This is a genomic window from Flavobacterium sp. C3NV (genome assembly GCF_046825355.2).
Taxonomy (GTDB): Bacteria; Bacteroidota; Bacteroidia; order Flavobacteriales; family Flavobacteriaceae; genus Flavobacterium.
Genome location: NZ_JBKQBJ020000021.1, coordinates 17,105 through 32,508, shown reverse-complemented (window position 1 = coordinate 32,508; position 15,404 = coordinate 17,105). Strand labels below are relative to the sequence as shown.

Below are 15,404 nucleotides of genomic sequence, written 5' to 3'. Positions count from 1 at the left end.
AATATAATTTTTTAAATATTTAATAATGAAAAACCAATTTTTTTCCAAACCATTAATTGCAATCGCCTCTTTGATGCTGCTGACAGTTTCGTGTAATAATGATGATGATTTTACAGCGCCGCCTGTAATAAAAGGCGAACAGCAACTAAAAGATACTTTGACCATTGGAAAAACGCTACAATTAAGCTCGAAATTAGCAGATAGAAAGAATGTTTCTTTTGAATGGGCCGTAGACGGAAAAGTAGTAGGATCTGATTCTACTTATATCTTTAAACCAGAAACAAGAGGAGATTTTAAAATTACAATGACGGCCAAAAATGATGGCGGAAACGTAGCTCTTACTTATGATATTCATGCATGGGGAGCTTATGAAAACGGTTTTTTTATGATCAACGAAGGATGGTTTGGTCACGGAACGGGAACGGTAGGGTTTTACAGATATGATACAAAAGCGGTAGAAGACAGTGTTTTTGTAAAAGTAAATCCGGATAAGGATTTAAAACCGACATCGTCTACATTAGAATTTGGAACGATCATTAATAAAAAACTATTTTTAGTTTCTAAAGTTGGCGGACCAGTGGTAGTTGCTGATGCTTATTCGCTTAAAGAAGAAAAAAGAATTGCGGCTAAAGGTGGAAACGACTGGCGCGCTGTGGTTGGTCTTGATGAAAATCAGGCTCTTTTGACGTCGAGTAAAGGGATATTTAAGCTTAATCTTAATACGATGGAAGTGAGCGGACAAATTGATGGTATTACCGGTCAGGTAGGAGATATCGTGAAGTCTAACGGGTATGTTTTTGCATTGTCTGCTTCAAAAGGAGTGATTGTTATTAATGCTTCGACATTGGCCATCGAAAAAACTATTCCGGGTATGGTTTTAGGATTTGCTGTAACCGATGATAAAAAAGTATGGGCAGCAGGAGGTAAAAACCTTATTAGTATAGATTCAAATACTCTTGAAGTAAAAGAAATTCCATTAGGTTTTCAGGCTTACGGAAGTTGGGGAGCATGGCATCCGGGATCTATTACAGCGGCTAAAAATGATATTTTTATTGCTAAAAACGGAAGTTTTAGCGGTGGTAAAGAAGTTTACAAATACACTGGAACTCCGGAGTCCTTGACGGCACCTTTTATTACATTAACAAATTCGAATATCTTATATGGTGCAGGAATTGGTTATGATCGAAAGAAAAATACTTTGGTTCTAAATACATTAAATGAAGGTTTTGGGGTGAATTTCTCTATTAATAATCTTTATTTATTTAATGCTGATTCAGGAGTTAAAACAGCTTCGGTAAATTATTCGGGATATTATTTCCCGGCGGTTTCTGTATTTCATCAATAATTTTTTTTGAAGGTGATTTAACTGCGAAAAAATTTAACCGCAAGGAACGCTAAGATTTACGCAAAGGTTCGCAAAGTTTTATTATAAAGCTTTGTGAACCTTTTTTTGTGTATTATAACGTGTCCCGTGGTTGAAACCACGGGCTGTATTTGAAATGCAACAGCGTGTAGAGTATATATTAATGCTGGAATTTTTTTAGTACAATATAAACATAGCCAACGGTTTTGACCGTTGGGACACAATATTGGTAAGATTCAATAGGCTTTTTGGCGCAATCAAAAACTAAAAAAAAACACAAAGTTCGCAAAACTTTTTATCGTAAAGCTTTGCGAACTTTGTGTTTTCTCAACATAACGTTAGGTGAAAATCTTAGTGATCTTTGCGGTAAAAAAAAATAGCGGTAAAGTCAGGAAAGTGTTAAAAACAAAAAACCCGAATATTGCTATTCGGGTTGTGGTGGTACCTCCAGGGATCGAACCAGGGACACATGGATTTTCAGTCCATTGCTCTACCATCTGAGCTAAGGTACCGTTTTGTGCTCAATGCGGGTGCAAAGATAGAATCATTTTTCGTTTATCCAAAACATTTTTTTAAAAAAATCAATTCGTATCTTCGCAATGGTAAAGAAATAAATATGATTTTAACAATTGATGTTGGTAATACTCGAATTAAAGCTGCTGTTTTTGAGGAGAGTACTGTTCTTGAAAATTTTGTTTTTGAGAAAAATGAGCTTGAAGAAAAAATTAAAAAAATTTTAAAAAAATTTTCAGACTGCTCCGATTTGGTCGTTGCATCGGTCGGAAAAATAGAAAAAGAATCTTTTTTGGCTTTCGAAAAAGAATTAAATGTTCATTTTTTTACTCATGAAGATGCTTTTCCTTTCGTAAATAAATATGCGACTCCAAAAACGTTAGGAATCGACAGGATGATTTTGGCTTCCGGAGCTACTTTGCAGTTTCCTAAACAAAACAGGTTGGTAATCGATGCGGGAACTTGTATTACCTACGATTTTATCGACGAAAACGACAATTATTTGGGGGGAGCAATTTCTCCAGGCTTACGATTGCGTTATGAGGCATTACATAACTACACGGCCAAGTTGCCTTTACTGACTTTTGAAACGCCTGAAAACTATATAGGAAACTCAACAAAACAGGCCATTCATTCGGGAGTTGCAAATGGGTTCGTCTATGAGATTGATGGTTTTATCGATGAATATCGGGCAAACTTTTCAAATTTTATAATAATTTTAACGGGAGGAGATGCAGTTTTTTTGGCTAAACGATTAAAAAATACCATATTTGCCAATTCAAATTTCCTTTTAGAAAGTTTGAATCAAACATTTCAATATAAAAATCGACAATGATTAAAAAAATTATAGTAAGCGCTTGTTTGCTTATCTCGTTCGTTTCATTTGCTCAACAGGGTGCGTCTCCTTATTCTTTCTTCGGAATTGGGGATGTTAGATTTAAAGGAACTCTTGAAAATAGGTCTATGGCAGGAGTTTCTGTAGAGCAGGATAGTATCCATTTGAATATTGAAAATCCGGCAAGTTATGCCAGTTTGAGACAAACTACTTTTACAGTTGGGGGGACTTTTGCAAGTGCAAAACTAAAAACGACAGAAGAATCTGCAAAATCACAAAGATCTACTTTCGATTATTTGGCATTAGGAATTCCTATGGGGAAATTTGGTGCAGCTTTTGGTTTGGTTCCTGTAACTTCTGTTGATTATAGAATCTTAAATGATCAGACTGCTATACCAGACGGAACAAGTTCACAACTTCAGGGAAAAGGTGGTGTGAATAAAGTTTTTCTTGGTTTAGGATATAAAATTACACCTAAGTGGAATATTGGAGGTGATGTGCAATATAATTTTGGTAAAATCACAACTACAACTATAGAGCTTGCTACAGGAGTTCAAAATGGTACAAGAGAAACTAATGCTTCTGAATTGTCAGGTGTTAGTTTTAATATTGGTACCATGTATCAAACAAAAATCAATAAAAAATTAAGCGTATTTACAAGTTTAGCTTACACTTTTGCAAGTACTCTAAATTCTAATAGTACAAGAGTTATTGCAGTAGACGGTGATCCTGATCCTTATCAGGTTCCTTCGCAAGAAAATGAATTAAAACTACCAAATAAAATTACAATTGGTGCCGGTATTGGACAGGCAAGAAAATGGTTGGTAGGTACAACACTTGCTTTTCAGGGTAACGGAGAACTTGCTAATTATTACAATGCGGCTCCTAATGTACGTTACGAAAAGTATCAAAAATATGCAGTGGGTGGATATTTTATTCCTAACTATGCTTCTTTTACCAGTTACTTAAGCAGGATTACCTATAGAGCTGGTTTGAAATATGAGAAATTAGGTCTAATTGTTAATAATGAGTCAATTAATGATTTAGGGATGTCTTTAGGAGCAGGAATTCCTATTGGTGGCGGAACTTTTTCAAACGTAAACGTTGGAATTGAATATGGTAAAAGAGGAACTACCTCTGCAGCTTTAGTACAAGAGAATTATTTCAACTTTAGTTTGAGTTTTTCTTTCAACGACAGATGGTTCGTGAAAAGTAAATTCAATTAAGCATAAAAATTGTGTTTTTATAAGCTCATACAATTTACTACATTTGGCAAATGAATTTACCAAAAAGATATATTATAGCAGTTGTCACAGTTTTTACTGTGGCACTGTTTTTTGGATGCGAAAGTAATTTTAAAGAAGTTCAAAAAATTAACTTCTCAGAGTTTGTTCCCGGAAGTGATGCAGACACTGTAAATATAAAATATACAGATTCCGGACTTATCACCGGTGTTTTGAAAAGTCCTAAAATGTTGGATTATTCTAATCTGGATTTTCCATTTACAGAATTCCCAAAAGGAATTGATGTTACTTTATATGATAAAAAACAAAAGCGTACTTTTATAGTATCAAATTATGCGGTTTCATATAAATTGACTGGTATAATAGATTTGCAGGGAAAGGTTAAGATTACTTCAGAAACAGGACAGATGCTTGAAACTGAGCAGCTGTATTTTGATCAGAAAAACGAATGGTTTTATACCGAAAGAAAATTTAAGCTTACAGATGCTAAAGGTATTTCTTATGGTCAGGGAATCGATTTTAGTAAAGACTTTAAAGTGATTAATTCGCAGCGTGTTAGTGGTGAATTTGAATCAGATGAAAAATTATAAATTATGGGCGTTTTAAAATACACACAATATCTTTATTTATTAATTGCAGCTGCTTTCATTTATGATGGAGTTACAAAGCTAAATTCGCCGGGTGAAAATCCGTGGTTGAGCTTTATAATTGCAGGTGTGAGTGTTTTTATGTTTTTCTTCAGGAGAAAATATGCGAAGAAATTTGATGATCATTATAAAAAACAGTAAAAAATGGAAATTAGTATTATAATACTATGTTTAATACTATCAGCCTTTTTTTCAGGAATGGAAATAGCTTTTATTTCTTCGAATAAAATTTATCTTGAAATAGAGAAAAAACAAGATAATTTTTTATCCCAAATCCTAACCAAACTTACAGAAAATCCCTCAAAATTTATCGCTGCAATGCTTATTGGTAACAATGTAGCGTTGGTAGTGTATGGTTTTTTTATGGGAGATTTAATTCTAAAATGTATTGGCAATTTAGGATTTCATTTTTCTAATCTTACGAGCTTATTGGTTCAAACCATAATTTCGACTTTTGTCGTTTTAATAACGGCAGAGTTTTTCCCAAAGGTATTTTTTCAAATTTATGCCAATTCGTTAATTAAGATTTTTGCCATTCCGGCCTATTTGTTTTACAGGTTATTTTACTATATCTCTACTTTTTTTATCTGGATTTCGGATTTTGTACTGCGAAAATTTTTCAAAACAGAAGGCGATCAGGTGCAATTGTATTTTAGTAAAATCGAGCTTGGAAATTATATCACAGAGCAAATGAATTCTGTTGAAGATGATGAAGAAGTCGATTCGGAAATTCAGATTTTTCAGAACGCATTAGAGTTTTCGGGCGTAAAAGCGCGTGATATTATGACGCCACGTACAGAAATAGTCGACATCGATTTATTTGATAGTATCGAGGATCTTAAAGCTTTATTTATAGAAACAGGGTATTCTAAAATTGTGGTCAGTCAAAATTCTCTTGATGATATCGTGGGTTATGTGCATTCTTTTGATTTGTTTAAGAAACCCAAAACAATAAAATCAGTTTTGATGACGGTGGAATTTGTGCCTGAAACGATTTTGATCAAAGATGCTTTGAATTTGCTGATTAAAAAACGAAAAAACGTAGCGGTTGTTTTAGATGAATATGGCGGAACTTCAGGTATAATTACGATAGAAGATATAGTCGAAGAACTTTTTGGTGAAATTGAAGATGAACACGATTCAGAGGAAGAAGAACTCATCGAAAAGGAGCTGGGAGAAGGCAAGTATTTATTTTCTACACGATTAGATGTTGAATATTTGAATGAAACTTATAAATTAGCAATTCCTGAAGAAGATTCTTACGGAACATTAGGTGGCTTTATTGTTAATTCGACAAAAGAAATCCCTCAAAAAGGCGAGGAAATAGTGATTGACAACTATCATTTTGTGATTGAAGAAGCCACAAACAAGAAAATTGAATTGGTTAAATTGACAATAAAAGAGTGATTTTTTAAATTAATAAAAAAAAATGTTGAAAATAAAACGCTAGTTGTATTGTTATTAACTAGATAATTGTATTTTCGCAAACTGAATATAAAATTAACGATAATAAAAATGGCAGTTTTAGCAAAAATTAGACAGCGTTCCGCTTTATTGATAGGAGTTATTGCACTTGCATTATTTGCATTTATAATACAAGATCTATTCACTAGAGGGAGTTTCGGTCAAAGTTCAAAGGATGTGGGAAGCATCGATGGAAAAGATATTTCATTTGAAGACTTTAGAGTTAAAGTTAGTAATGTTGAAAAAAGTGGACAAGGAATTACTTCCACTGAAGCTGCAAACAGAGTTTGGGATCAAGAAGTTTCAATCGCATTATTATCTTCTCAGTTTGATAAATTAGGATTAAGAGTAGGTGAGAAACACTTACTTGAAGTTTTAAAATCAGATCCAAATATTGGTAAAAATCCAATGTTCCTAAATGCTGCTGGTGCTTTTGATGTAGCTAAATTTAAAGAATACTTTAAAGCTAATCCTGAAGCAGCACAATTTATTTCTGAAAAAGAAAAAGATGCTGAATTAAACGCAAAATTCCAAATCTACAGCACATTAGTAAAAGCAGGTCTTTATACTACTGTAAGCGAAGGAAAATTGAAATATGAAATGGAAGCTAACAAAGTAAACTTTGCTTATGCTGCTGCATTATATTCTTCAATTAAAGATAGCGAAGTAAAAATTTCTGATTCAGAAATTGTAGATTATATGAAGAAAAACGAGAAAAAATTCAAAGCGGATGGAACTCGTGAAATTCAATATGTTTTAGTAGAAGACAAAGCTTCAAAAGAAGATGAGGCTGAAATCAAATCTAAAATCACTGCTTTATTAAACGGTAGAGTAGAGTACAACGCAAAAACAGGTAAAAACGATACTTTGCCAGGTTTTAGAAGTGCAACCAACATCGCTGAATTTGTAAACTCAAATTCTGATGTTCCTTACGATTCTACTTATGTTCCTAAAAATGCTTTACCGGCTGTTGATGCTGATAAATTATTCAGCTTACCAGCAGGAGCAATTTACGGACCATACGTTTACGGAAGATATTATGCTATTTCTAAATCTTTAGGATTTAAAGCTGGTGTTAACGCAAAAGCAAGTCATATTTTAATTGGTTACGAAGGATCTCAAACTCCAAACCAAAAAGAAAAAAGAACTAAAGAAGAAGCTAAAGCTAAAGCAGAAGAAATTTTGGCTCAGGTTCAGGCAAATCCGGATAGTTTCATGATGTTGGCTTTTACAAGTTCTGATGATTCATCTGCACAACAAGGTGGTGATTTAGGATATTTTGGTCCAAACCAAATGGTAAAACCATTCAATGATTTTGTATTCAATAACGGAATTGGAAAAGTTGGTTTGGTAGAAACTCCTTTTGGATTTCACATTATCAAAATTACTGATAAACAAGACGGAATTCGTTTAGCTACAATTGCTCAAAAAATTGAGCCTTCTGAAACTACTTCTGATAAAGTATTTACATTAGCAACTAAATTCGAAATGGATGCTGCTAATAAAGATTTTAATGCTACAGCAAAAGAGTTAGGTTTAAAAGTAGCTCCTCCTGTAACTGCAAAAGCTATGGATGAAGCGTTTGGTCCTTTAGGAAACCAACGTAACATCATCAGATGGGCTTATGACAAAGAAACTAGTGTAGGAGATGTAAAACGTTTTGAAATTGCTAATATTGGACACGTAATTGCTCAATACAAAAGCGAAAACAAATCAGGTTTAGTATCTGTAACAGTGGCAAGACCATACGTTGAGTCTATCTTGAAAAACAAGAAAAAAGCTGAAATGCTAAAAGATAAAATGAAGGGTTCTACTATTGAGGCAATTGCTAAAAGCGCTGGTGTAGCAGTTCAACAAGCAGCAAATGTTACTATGGATAATCCGGTTTTACCTGGTGGAGTTGGACAAGAGCCTAAAGTTGTTGGTAATGCATTTGCATTAACAGCAAACAAAATTTCTGCTCCAATCGAAGGAAATACAGGAGTATATGTTGTGAAAAACATTAGCACTATAAAAGCTCCGGCTGCTGCAAATCACGCAGAATATGTAGCGAAAGTAAAAGCTCAAAGTGCATCTGATGCAAGCAGAATTTTACCTGCATTAAAAGCTAACGCTAAAATTGAAGATAACAGATTACAATTTAACTACTAGTTTTTTAGTAGATTAAATCTAAAATATAAAAATCCGAAACATCCTCTGAATGTTTCGGATTTTTTATTTAAGGACAGCAGGATAAGTCTTTTTTATGTAAAATTACGACTTATTTTATAGGATAATACTTAAAAAGTTTGTGATATTCAGAATATTACAGTTAATTTGTTCAGAATTTTTATTTTAACATATGAATTTCCATTTTTATAATTTAAATAAAAGTATTAAAGAATAATGAATAAATACTTTAATAATCAAACATGTAATGTTTATGTTTAATTTGTTGAAAAAGAGACCCAGGGTTTATACCAAAATTGAAAATCACATTTTTGGAATAATTAATGAGCTTTTAAAACTGAGCAGTACTGATATCAATAGTGATGAGCTGGCTGGTAAGTATTATTTGAGTAATGAAGAGCAGCATTTTAAAGTTACGATTATGAGTAACGATTATGTGATCAGACTTACCAATACTCGTGATTCTGTTGCTGAAAAATATGATAAAGCTTTTGTTGAAGATGTTTTGAAAGCCGTAAAGGAGGAGAAACATCGCAGAATGGAAGTTGTGTATGATTCTATTAATAACAGTATCGAAAAAATGGCAGAACGTCTACACAATACTTTGATAGAATCAAACGAACTGGAAACTCAAAAAGTCCGACATCTGGAGAAGACATCGTAAAATAAAAAAAAGTAAACGAATAGTTTACTTTTTTGCTTTTATAAAGGTTGCAGATAAATATTTTTTATTGCTGTAATATCATTTCATCATAAGTAAGAATCGTTTCGTATCCTTTTGAAACAAAATAATCTTTTGGATCCTCTTTTGCAATTGCCATTACAAAATCTCCTCCCCAGGCTCCAAGACTCTTAACAACGCCGCTAAAATCCGGAAAAGCAACTTCTTTTATAGTGCGTATTTCGAGAATATCACTCATATGAATTTCATGCTTTTCTACTGCAAGAGCAAATTCTTTTACGGTTTTTGCATTTAGAATAGCATCGGTAATTTTATTATTATCGATAATGTTATGCGCTAAATGTTGATTTTTATTGTTGTAATACGCATTAATAGCCGCTTTACTATTTTGTTTTTTATTAAGGTAAACGAAATAGATGTTTTGGGTAAAATCAGGATTAAAGCTGACTGTTTCTACTACAGGTAAATTCTGCTCCAGGCGATATATAATAGGAGTGTCGTTTTGTGCGCAGGCAATGTCATAACCGCTTCCGCCAAAACTATTTTTTAAGAGCGTAAAAGCATCAATATTGGTCCATTGGGCAATATTGTTTAATAAAGTAGAAGAAGTCCCAAGTCCCCATTTTTTAGGAAATGTAAGGTTGGTGCTGATTTTATATCCTTCTGAATTATTGATGAAACCAGGATTTAAAAGATACGCTTCATGTAAAATCTGCAGTAAAGTTGTTTTTACGGTTTCGATTTTTGCATCGACTTTGTTTGTTATTTCAGAAAATGAAATCGTGTCCTGATACCAGATGTTTTCGTCAAAATCATAACTTTCCCATTGAATTTCATGGTTTGAGCCATTTTCTACAATTAAATTTTGTCCAAATTTTGTGGGTAATGCAAAAGCCCTGGCGCCATCTAAAACTAAATATTCGCCTGTAATCAGGAGTTTTCCGTTACTATAAAAAGTTGTTTTCATTCTGTATTTTTTTAGCCCCGATAGTAGTGAAAATCCTTTTGTTTTTTTCTTTAAAAAACAAAAGATTGTAACGGATAGCGGGAATAGCTCCTTATCCTTCAGCTAGTTTCAGAGCAAGTAATTATTTGCGTATGGTTTCGATAAATTCTACAACGGCGCTATGAGATACGGCGTTTTTCTTAAAATGAGATTTAATTAAACGACGCTCTTCTTCGGTAGCTTCAAATTGGTTGATGATGTTGTTTAAGTGCATCTTCATATGGCCTTCCTGAATTCCGGTTGTAGTTAGTGAGCGCAATGCAGCAAAGTTTTGTGCCAAACCTGCAACGGCAACAATTTGCATTAATTCTTTTGCAGATGGTTTTTCGAGTATATCAAAACACAGTTTCACCAAAGGATGTAAAGAAGTTAATCCGCCAACCGTTCCTAATGCTAAAGGAATTTCAAGCCAGAAAGTAAAAATTCCGTCTTCGATTTTAGCATGGGATAAACTGGCATATTGACCATTTTTTGAAGCGTAGGCATGAACTCCGGCTTCGACAGCTCTAAAGTCATTTCCGGTCGCGAGAATTACCGCATCAACTCCGTTCATGATCCCTTTGTTGTGGGTTACGGCTCTAAAAGGTTCGACTTCGGCAATTTGCACCGCTTGTAAAAAACGCTCTGCAAATTCTTGTGGATTCGGTATATGTTTTTCCGCTAAGTCTTCAATAGCGCAGGAAACTTCGGCTCTAACGATACAATTCGGAACATAATTAGACAAAATACTCATCACTACTTTTAGTGTTTCATCTTCTGAAAATAAATCAGAATTTTGAAATTCCTCTTTTAAAGTAGTAGCAAATTGCTCCAGACAAGAGTTAATGAAATTAGCTCCCATACTGTCTTTTGTTTCAAAAGTAGCGTGAAGCTGAAAGTAATTTTCTAATAAACTTCTTTTGTCTTTTAGTTTTATATCTAAAATTCCTCCGCCACGTTGCTGCATGTTTTTGGTGATGCTTTGCGTGTCGGAGAAAAATTTAGATTTTATATTTTCGAAAAAGGCATTAAGTTTTTCGGCATCTCCGTTGAAAGTAAAGTGAACCTGACCAATTTTTTCGGTATCAATTACGGTTGCTTTAAAACCTCCTCTTGTAGACCAGTATTTTGCTGCTTTTGAGGCTGCTGCAACCACAGAACTCTCCTCAATTGCCATAGGAATGGTTTTGTATTGTCCGTTGATTAAAAAATTAGGAGCAACTCCAAGTGGAATGTAGAGGTTTGTAATGGTGTTTTCGATGAATTCGTCATGCAACTGCTGCAGCTTTTCGTCTGAATTCCAGTAATTTCTTATAATATTTAGTGCTTCTTCAGGGCTTGAAAAATAGGTATTGGCGATCCAGTTTATTTTTTCTTTTTTGGATAATTTAGAAAATCCGGCAACAGCGTTGTTCATTCTCAGTATTTTAAATAATAATGTCGCGGCAAAGATACCATTTTAAGAGTTTTGTTTGTAATGTATTTGAAATTTGAAAAGCACGCAAACGTTATTTTTTTTAACATTTAACAGTTGAAATGTGTATTATGTTCATTTTTTTTACTAAAATTGGGCTCTTTTTTATATTTAAAATAATTCTCAATGAATACGAGTAAAATTACTGTAATACTTTTGTTTTTAGTGGCTACTGTTTTTGGTCAACAAAAAATTACTGTCGAAGATATTTATAGCGGAGCATTTCGTGCAAGAGGAATGGATGAGTTGCAATCGCTAAAGAACACAGATCAATATACAGTTTTAAATGTAGACCAGTCGAGTAGAAGTATGCAGATTGATTTGTATGACTTTGCTACCCTAAAAAAAGTATCGAACTTAATTGATACAAAAAATCATAAGGATCTTGCTGAAGGAATTGACAGTTATACTTTTGATACTTCTGAAAAAAAGATTTTAATTGCCTGTAATTCAAATAAAATCTTTCGTCATTCTTTTACAGCAGATTATTTTTTATATGATATAACGACAAAATCACTTACAAAGCTTTTTGATTTTCAGGTTCAGGAGCCAACTTTTTCGCCTGACGGAACTAAAATTGCTTATGCAAAAGAAAATAACCTGTATGTATATGATGTAGCTTCAAAAAAATCTACAGCCGTTACAACCGATGGAAAGAAAAATGCAATCATTAATGGTATTACGGATTGGGTTTATGAAGAAGAATTTGCTTTTGTCCGGGCTTTTGACTGGAGTAAAGACAGTAAAAAACTAGCCTACATTCGTTTTGATGAAAGTCAGGTTCCGGAATTTTCGATGTCAATGTTTCATAAAGATTTATATCCAACTATAGAAACGTTCAAATATCCTAAAGCAGGAGAGAAAAATTCGGTAGTTTCATTACATATATATGATGCAGCTGCAAATAGCACTAAAAAAGTAGCATTAGATAATTATAATGACTTTTATATTGCAAGGTTACAATGGACAAATGATAACAATGTATTGTCGGCTCAGGTTTTAAACCGCCACCAGGATAATCTTGATTTACTGTTTGTTGACGGAACTACAGCTGTTGCAAAAGTGGTTCTAAATGAAAAAGACAAAGCGTATGTTGATGTTACAGATAACTTGACTTTCTTAAAAGATAACAGCTTTATCTGGACAAGCGAAAAAGACGGTTTTAATCATATCTATTTGTATGATAAAACAGGAAAGCTTAAAAATCAGGTTACAAAAGGAAACTGGGAAGTAGTATCTTACTACGGTTTCGACGAAAAAAACAAAACTATTTTCTACCAATCTACAGAAAATGGTTCTATCAACAGAGACATCTACAGAATTGGTTTAGACGGAAAAAGTAAAGTACGTTTAACCTCAAAAGTGGGAACAAGTGCAGCTACTTTTAGTCCTAACTTTCAATTTTTTATCAATACTTTTTCAAGTGCCTCTCAGCCTACGACTTATACTTTAAATGAGTCTAAAACAGGAAAAGAGATTCAGGTTATCGAAAACAATGAGGCTCTTGCTGCTAAATTGAAAAGCTATAATTTACCAACAAAAGAATTTTTTGTTTTAAAAACAGCTAAAGGAAACGAATTGAATGCCTGGATTTTGAAACCAAAAGATTTTGATCCTTCAAAAAAATATCCTGTTTTCATGTACCAATATTCTGGTCCGGGATCTCAGCAAGTAAATAATGATTGGAATAATTCTGATGATTATTGGTTCGCATCTCTTACGCAACAAGGTTATATCGTTGCTTGTATTGACGGAAGAGGAACTGGTTTTAAAGGTGCTGATTTCAAAAAGGTTACTCAAAAAGAATTAGGGAAATACGAAGTGCAAGATCAGATTGATGCTGCTAAAGTAATTGGAGCTTATCCTTATGTTGATGCTGCAAGAATTGGAATCTTCGGATGGAGCTACGGTGGATTTATGGCTTCGAACTGTATTTTTCAGGGTAATGACGTATTTAAAATGGCGATTGCAGTTGCTCCGGTAACCAACTGGCGTTTTTATGACAGTGTTTATACAGAAAGATACATGCAAACGCCGCAGGAAAATGCTAGCGGATACGATCAAAACTCTCCAATAAACCATGTTAGTAAATTAAAAGGTAAGTTTTTATTGATTCATGGGTCAGGTGATGACAACGTTCACGTGCAGAATTCTATGCAGATGATGGAAGCATTAATTCAGGCCAATAAACAATTTGATTCTCAGATATATCCGGATAAAAACCACGGTATTTATGGCGGTGCAACGAGAATTCAGCTTTATAATAAAATGACTAACTTTATCAAAGAAAATTTATAATCTAAAACTTTAAACCTTAATCAAATAATAAATAATATGGGAGAAACTCAAGTAAAAACTGCGCATCCAAAAGGACTTTGGGTATTGTTTGGAACGGAGATGTGGGAGCGATTCAACTTTTATGGAATGCGAGCTTTATTAACTTTATTTCTTGTGAATTCATTATTGATGAAGGAAGAAGAAGCGTCTTTGATTTATGGAGGTTTCCTTGGACTTTGTTATTTAACGCCAATGTTGGGAGGTTTTGTAGCCGATCGTTTTTTAGGTAACAGAAACTGTATTTTATTAGGCGGATTGCTAATGGCAATTGGACAAATGTTATTGTTTACCAGTGGTAGTGTTTTTGAAGCAAATTTACCTTTGGCTAAAGTTATCATGTATTCTGCATTAGGAGTTATTGTTTTTGGTAACGGATTTTTCAAACCAAACATTTCAAGTATGGTGGGAAGTTTGTATCCTAAACAGGAAAAAACAAAATTAGATAGTGCTTTTACTATTTTCTATATGGGTATTAACATCGGAGCTTTTTTAGGTCAGTCTATTTGCCCTTTATTAGGAGATGTAAAAGATAGTGGCGGAATTAGAGATATCCATGCTTTTAGATGGGGATTCATGGCGGCTTCTATTGCAATGTTATTAGGTACGTTACTTTTTTACTTTTTGAAAAATAAATATGTGGTTTCTCCTGAAGGAAAACCATTAGGAGGTTTGCCTTCTAAAAACGATGCTTCTGATTTTGAAGAAGGAGAAGCGCAAAAAGCTAATTTTTCTAACAAAGCTTTGGCTATTGCTGGAATTGCATTTGTGGCTTTAGGATTCTTTTTTCACTATGTAGTAGAGCAAAACTTAATTTATACACTGATTTACTCAAGTGGTTTATCATTGGCCGGATTAATTATTTCAGATACTTCTTTGACTAAAATAGAAAGAGACAGAATTATTGTAATTTATATCGTTTCGTTCTTTATTATTTTCTTCTGGGCGGCTTTTGAACAAGCAGGTTCGTCTTTAACTTTTATTGCAGATAACCAAACCGATAGAAATTTCTTTGGCTGGTTAATGCCACCTTCAATGGTTCAGATTTTCAACGGATTATTCGTAGTGATTTTAGCAGTACCTTTTAGTATACTTTGGGATACTTTGAGAGCTAAAGACAAAGAGCCAATTTCTCCGGTAAAACTAGCTGTAGGTTTAGTCGTAATTTCTATTAGTTTCTTTATGATCGCTACTCAGGTTTCGTATATCGGAACTTCGGGATTATTATTGGTAAAATGGCTTATCTTATTGTATTTCTTAAATACATGTGCTGAGTTGTGTTTGTCTCCAATTGGTTTATCATTGGTAGGTAAATTATCTCCAAAACGTTTTTCTTCTTTATTATATGGGGTTTTCTTCTTGTCGAATGCATCAGGTTATGCTTTAGGAGGAACTTTAGGTTCTATCTTACCGGCAACTGGTGATAAATTTGCAAAAGCAAAAGAATTGGGAATCGATCTTCAGGCAGTTTTAGACAATAAAATCACGCCAACTCAAGAGCAAATTGCTCTATTAGATCAGCATCAGATTAGTGCACACAATCACTTTTTTGCAGGATTCGAAATTCACAACTTATATGAATTCTTTATGGTATTTGTTGTTTTAACCGGTATCGCAGCAATTATATTATTTGCTTTGACTCCATTCTTGAAAAAGATGATGCACGGTGTTCGATAAATAGTACTAATGATATA

12 protein-coding genes and 1 tRNA gene are annotated in these 15,404 nt (G+C 33.6%); 10 read left to right on the top strand and 3 right to left on the bottom strand.

Annotated elements, in window-relative coordinates:
* Nucleotides 1–25 precede the first annotated feature (25 nt).
* Nucleotides 26–1,345, top strand: a complete 1,320-nt coding sequence (locus ACIDC4_RS22655) for a DUF5074 domain-containing protein (protein WP_412045292.1) — start codon at nucleotides 26–28, stop codon at nucleotides 1,343–1,345.
* Nucleotides 1,346–1,799: 454 nt separating this feature from the next.
* On the opposite strand, the gene ACIDC4_RS22650 is transcribed toward ACIDC4_RS22655, so the two are convergent.
* A tRNA-Phe gene (locus tag ACIDC4_RS22650) sits at nucleotides 1,800–1,875 on the bottom strand.
* Nucleotides 1,876–1,979: 104 nt separating this feature from the next.
* Here ACIDC4_RS22650 and ACIDC4_RS22645 point away from each other — a divergent pair.
* The 7 genes from ACIDC4_RS22645 to ACIDC4_RS22615 all read left to right on the top strand — a co-directional run bounded on the left by ACIDC4_RS22645 (nucleotide 1,980) and on the right by ACIDC4_RS22615 (nucleotide 8,899).
* Nucleotides 1,980–2,711 carry a type III pantothenate kinase gene (locus tag ACIDC4_RS22645; RefSeq protein WP_412045293.1) on the top strand — a complete coding sequence of 244 codons (732 nt, stop codon included), beginning with the start codon at nucleotides 1,980–1,982 and terminating at the stop codon, nucleotides 2,709–2,711.
* Nucleotides 2,708–3,937, top strand: coding sequence for a BamG family beta-barrel-assembly machinery protein (gene bamG, locus ACIDC4_RS22640; protein WP_412045294.1), 1,230 nt, complete (start codon nucleotides 2,708–2,710; stop codon nucleotides 3,935–3,937). Before ACIDC4_RS22645 ends, bamG begins: the two co-directional genes overlap by 4 nt.
* 50 nt (nucleotides 3,938–3,987) lie before the next feature.
* A complete protein-coding gene (gene lptC / locus ACIDC4_RS22635; RefSeq protein ID WP_412045295.1) occupies nucleotides 3,988–4,545 on the top strand; it encodes an LPS export ABC transporter periplasmic protein LptC in 558 nt (185 codons plus the stop codon).
* 3 nt (nucleotides 4,546–4,548) lie between these two features.
* Nucleotides 4,549–4,743: a hypothetical protein gene (locus tag ACIDC4_RS22630; RefSeq protein WP_412045296.1), complete on the top strand. Its 195-nt coding sequence runs from the start codon at nucleotides 4,549–4,551 to the stop codon at nucleotides 4,741–4,743.
* A 3-nt stretch (nucleotides 4,744–4,746) separates the two neighbouring features.
* Entirely contained in the window at nucleotides 4,747–6,009 is a 1,263-nt protein-coding gene (locus ACIDC4_RS22625; RefSeq protein WP_412045297.1) for a hemolysin family protein, read from the top strand.
* Between the two features lie 108 nt (nucleotides 6,010–6,117).
* Nucleotides 6,118–8,217: a peptidylprolyl isomerase gene (locus ACIDC4_RS22620; protein WP_412045298.1), complete on the top strand. Its 2,100-nt coding sequence runs from the start codon at nucleotides 6,118–6,120 to the stop codon at nucleotides 8,215–8,217.
* A gap of 271 nt (nucleotides 8,218–8,488) precedes the next feature.
* A complete protein-coding gene (locus tag ACIDC4_RS22615) occupies nucleotides 8,489–8,899 on the top strand; it encodes a hypothetical protein (RefSeq protein WP_412045299.1) in 411 nt (136 codons plus the stop codon).
* Between the two features lie 64 nt (nucleotides 8,900–8,963).
* On the opposite strand, the gene ACIDC4_RS22610 is transcribed toward ACIDC4_RS22615, so the two are convergent.
* Together ACIDC4_RS22610 and ACIDC4_RS22605 are read right to left on the bottom strand one after the other, a co-directional pair.
* Complete coding sequence (locus tag ACIDC4_RS22610; protein ID WP_412045300.1) at nucleotides 8,964–9,884, bottom strand: GYDIA family GHMP kinase; 921 nt, start codon at nucleotides 9,882–9,884, stop codon at nucleotides 8,964–8,966.
* A gap of 121 nt (nucleotides 9,885–10,005) precedes the next feature.
* A complete protein-coding gene (locus tag ACIDC4_RS22605; protein ID WP_412045301.1) occupies nucleotides 10,006–11,319 on the bottom strand; it encodes a hydroxymethylglutaryl-CoA reductase, degradative in 1,314 nt (437 codons plus the stop codon).
* A 183-nt stretch (nucleotides 11,320–11,502) separates the two neighbouring features.
* On the opposite strand from ACIDC4_RS22605, the gene ACIDC4_RS22600 reads away from it, so the two are divergent.
* Nucleotides 11,503–13,674 carry a S9 family peptidase gene (locus ACIDC4_RS22600; RefSeq protein WP_412045302.1) on the top strand — a complete coding sequence of 724 codons (2,172 nt, stop codon included), beginning with the start codon at nucleotides 11,503–11,505 and terminating at the stop codon, nucleotides 13,672–13,674.
* 36 nt (nucleotides 13,675–13,710) lie between these two features.
* Nucleotides 13,711–15,387 carry a peptide MFS transporter gene (locus ACIDC4_RS22595; protein ID WP_412045303.1) on the top strand — a complete coding sequence of 559 codons (1,677 nt, stop codon included), beginning with the start codon at nucleotides 13,711–13,713 and terminating at the stop codon, nucleotides 15,385–15,387.
* Nucleotides 15,388–15,404 lie beyond the last annotated feature (17 nt).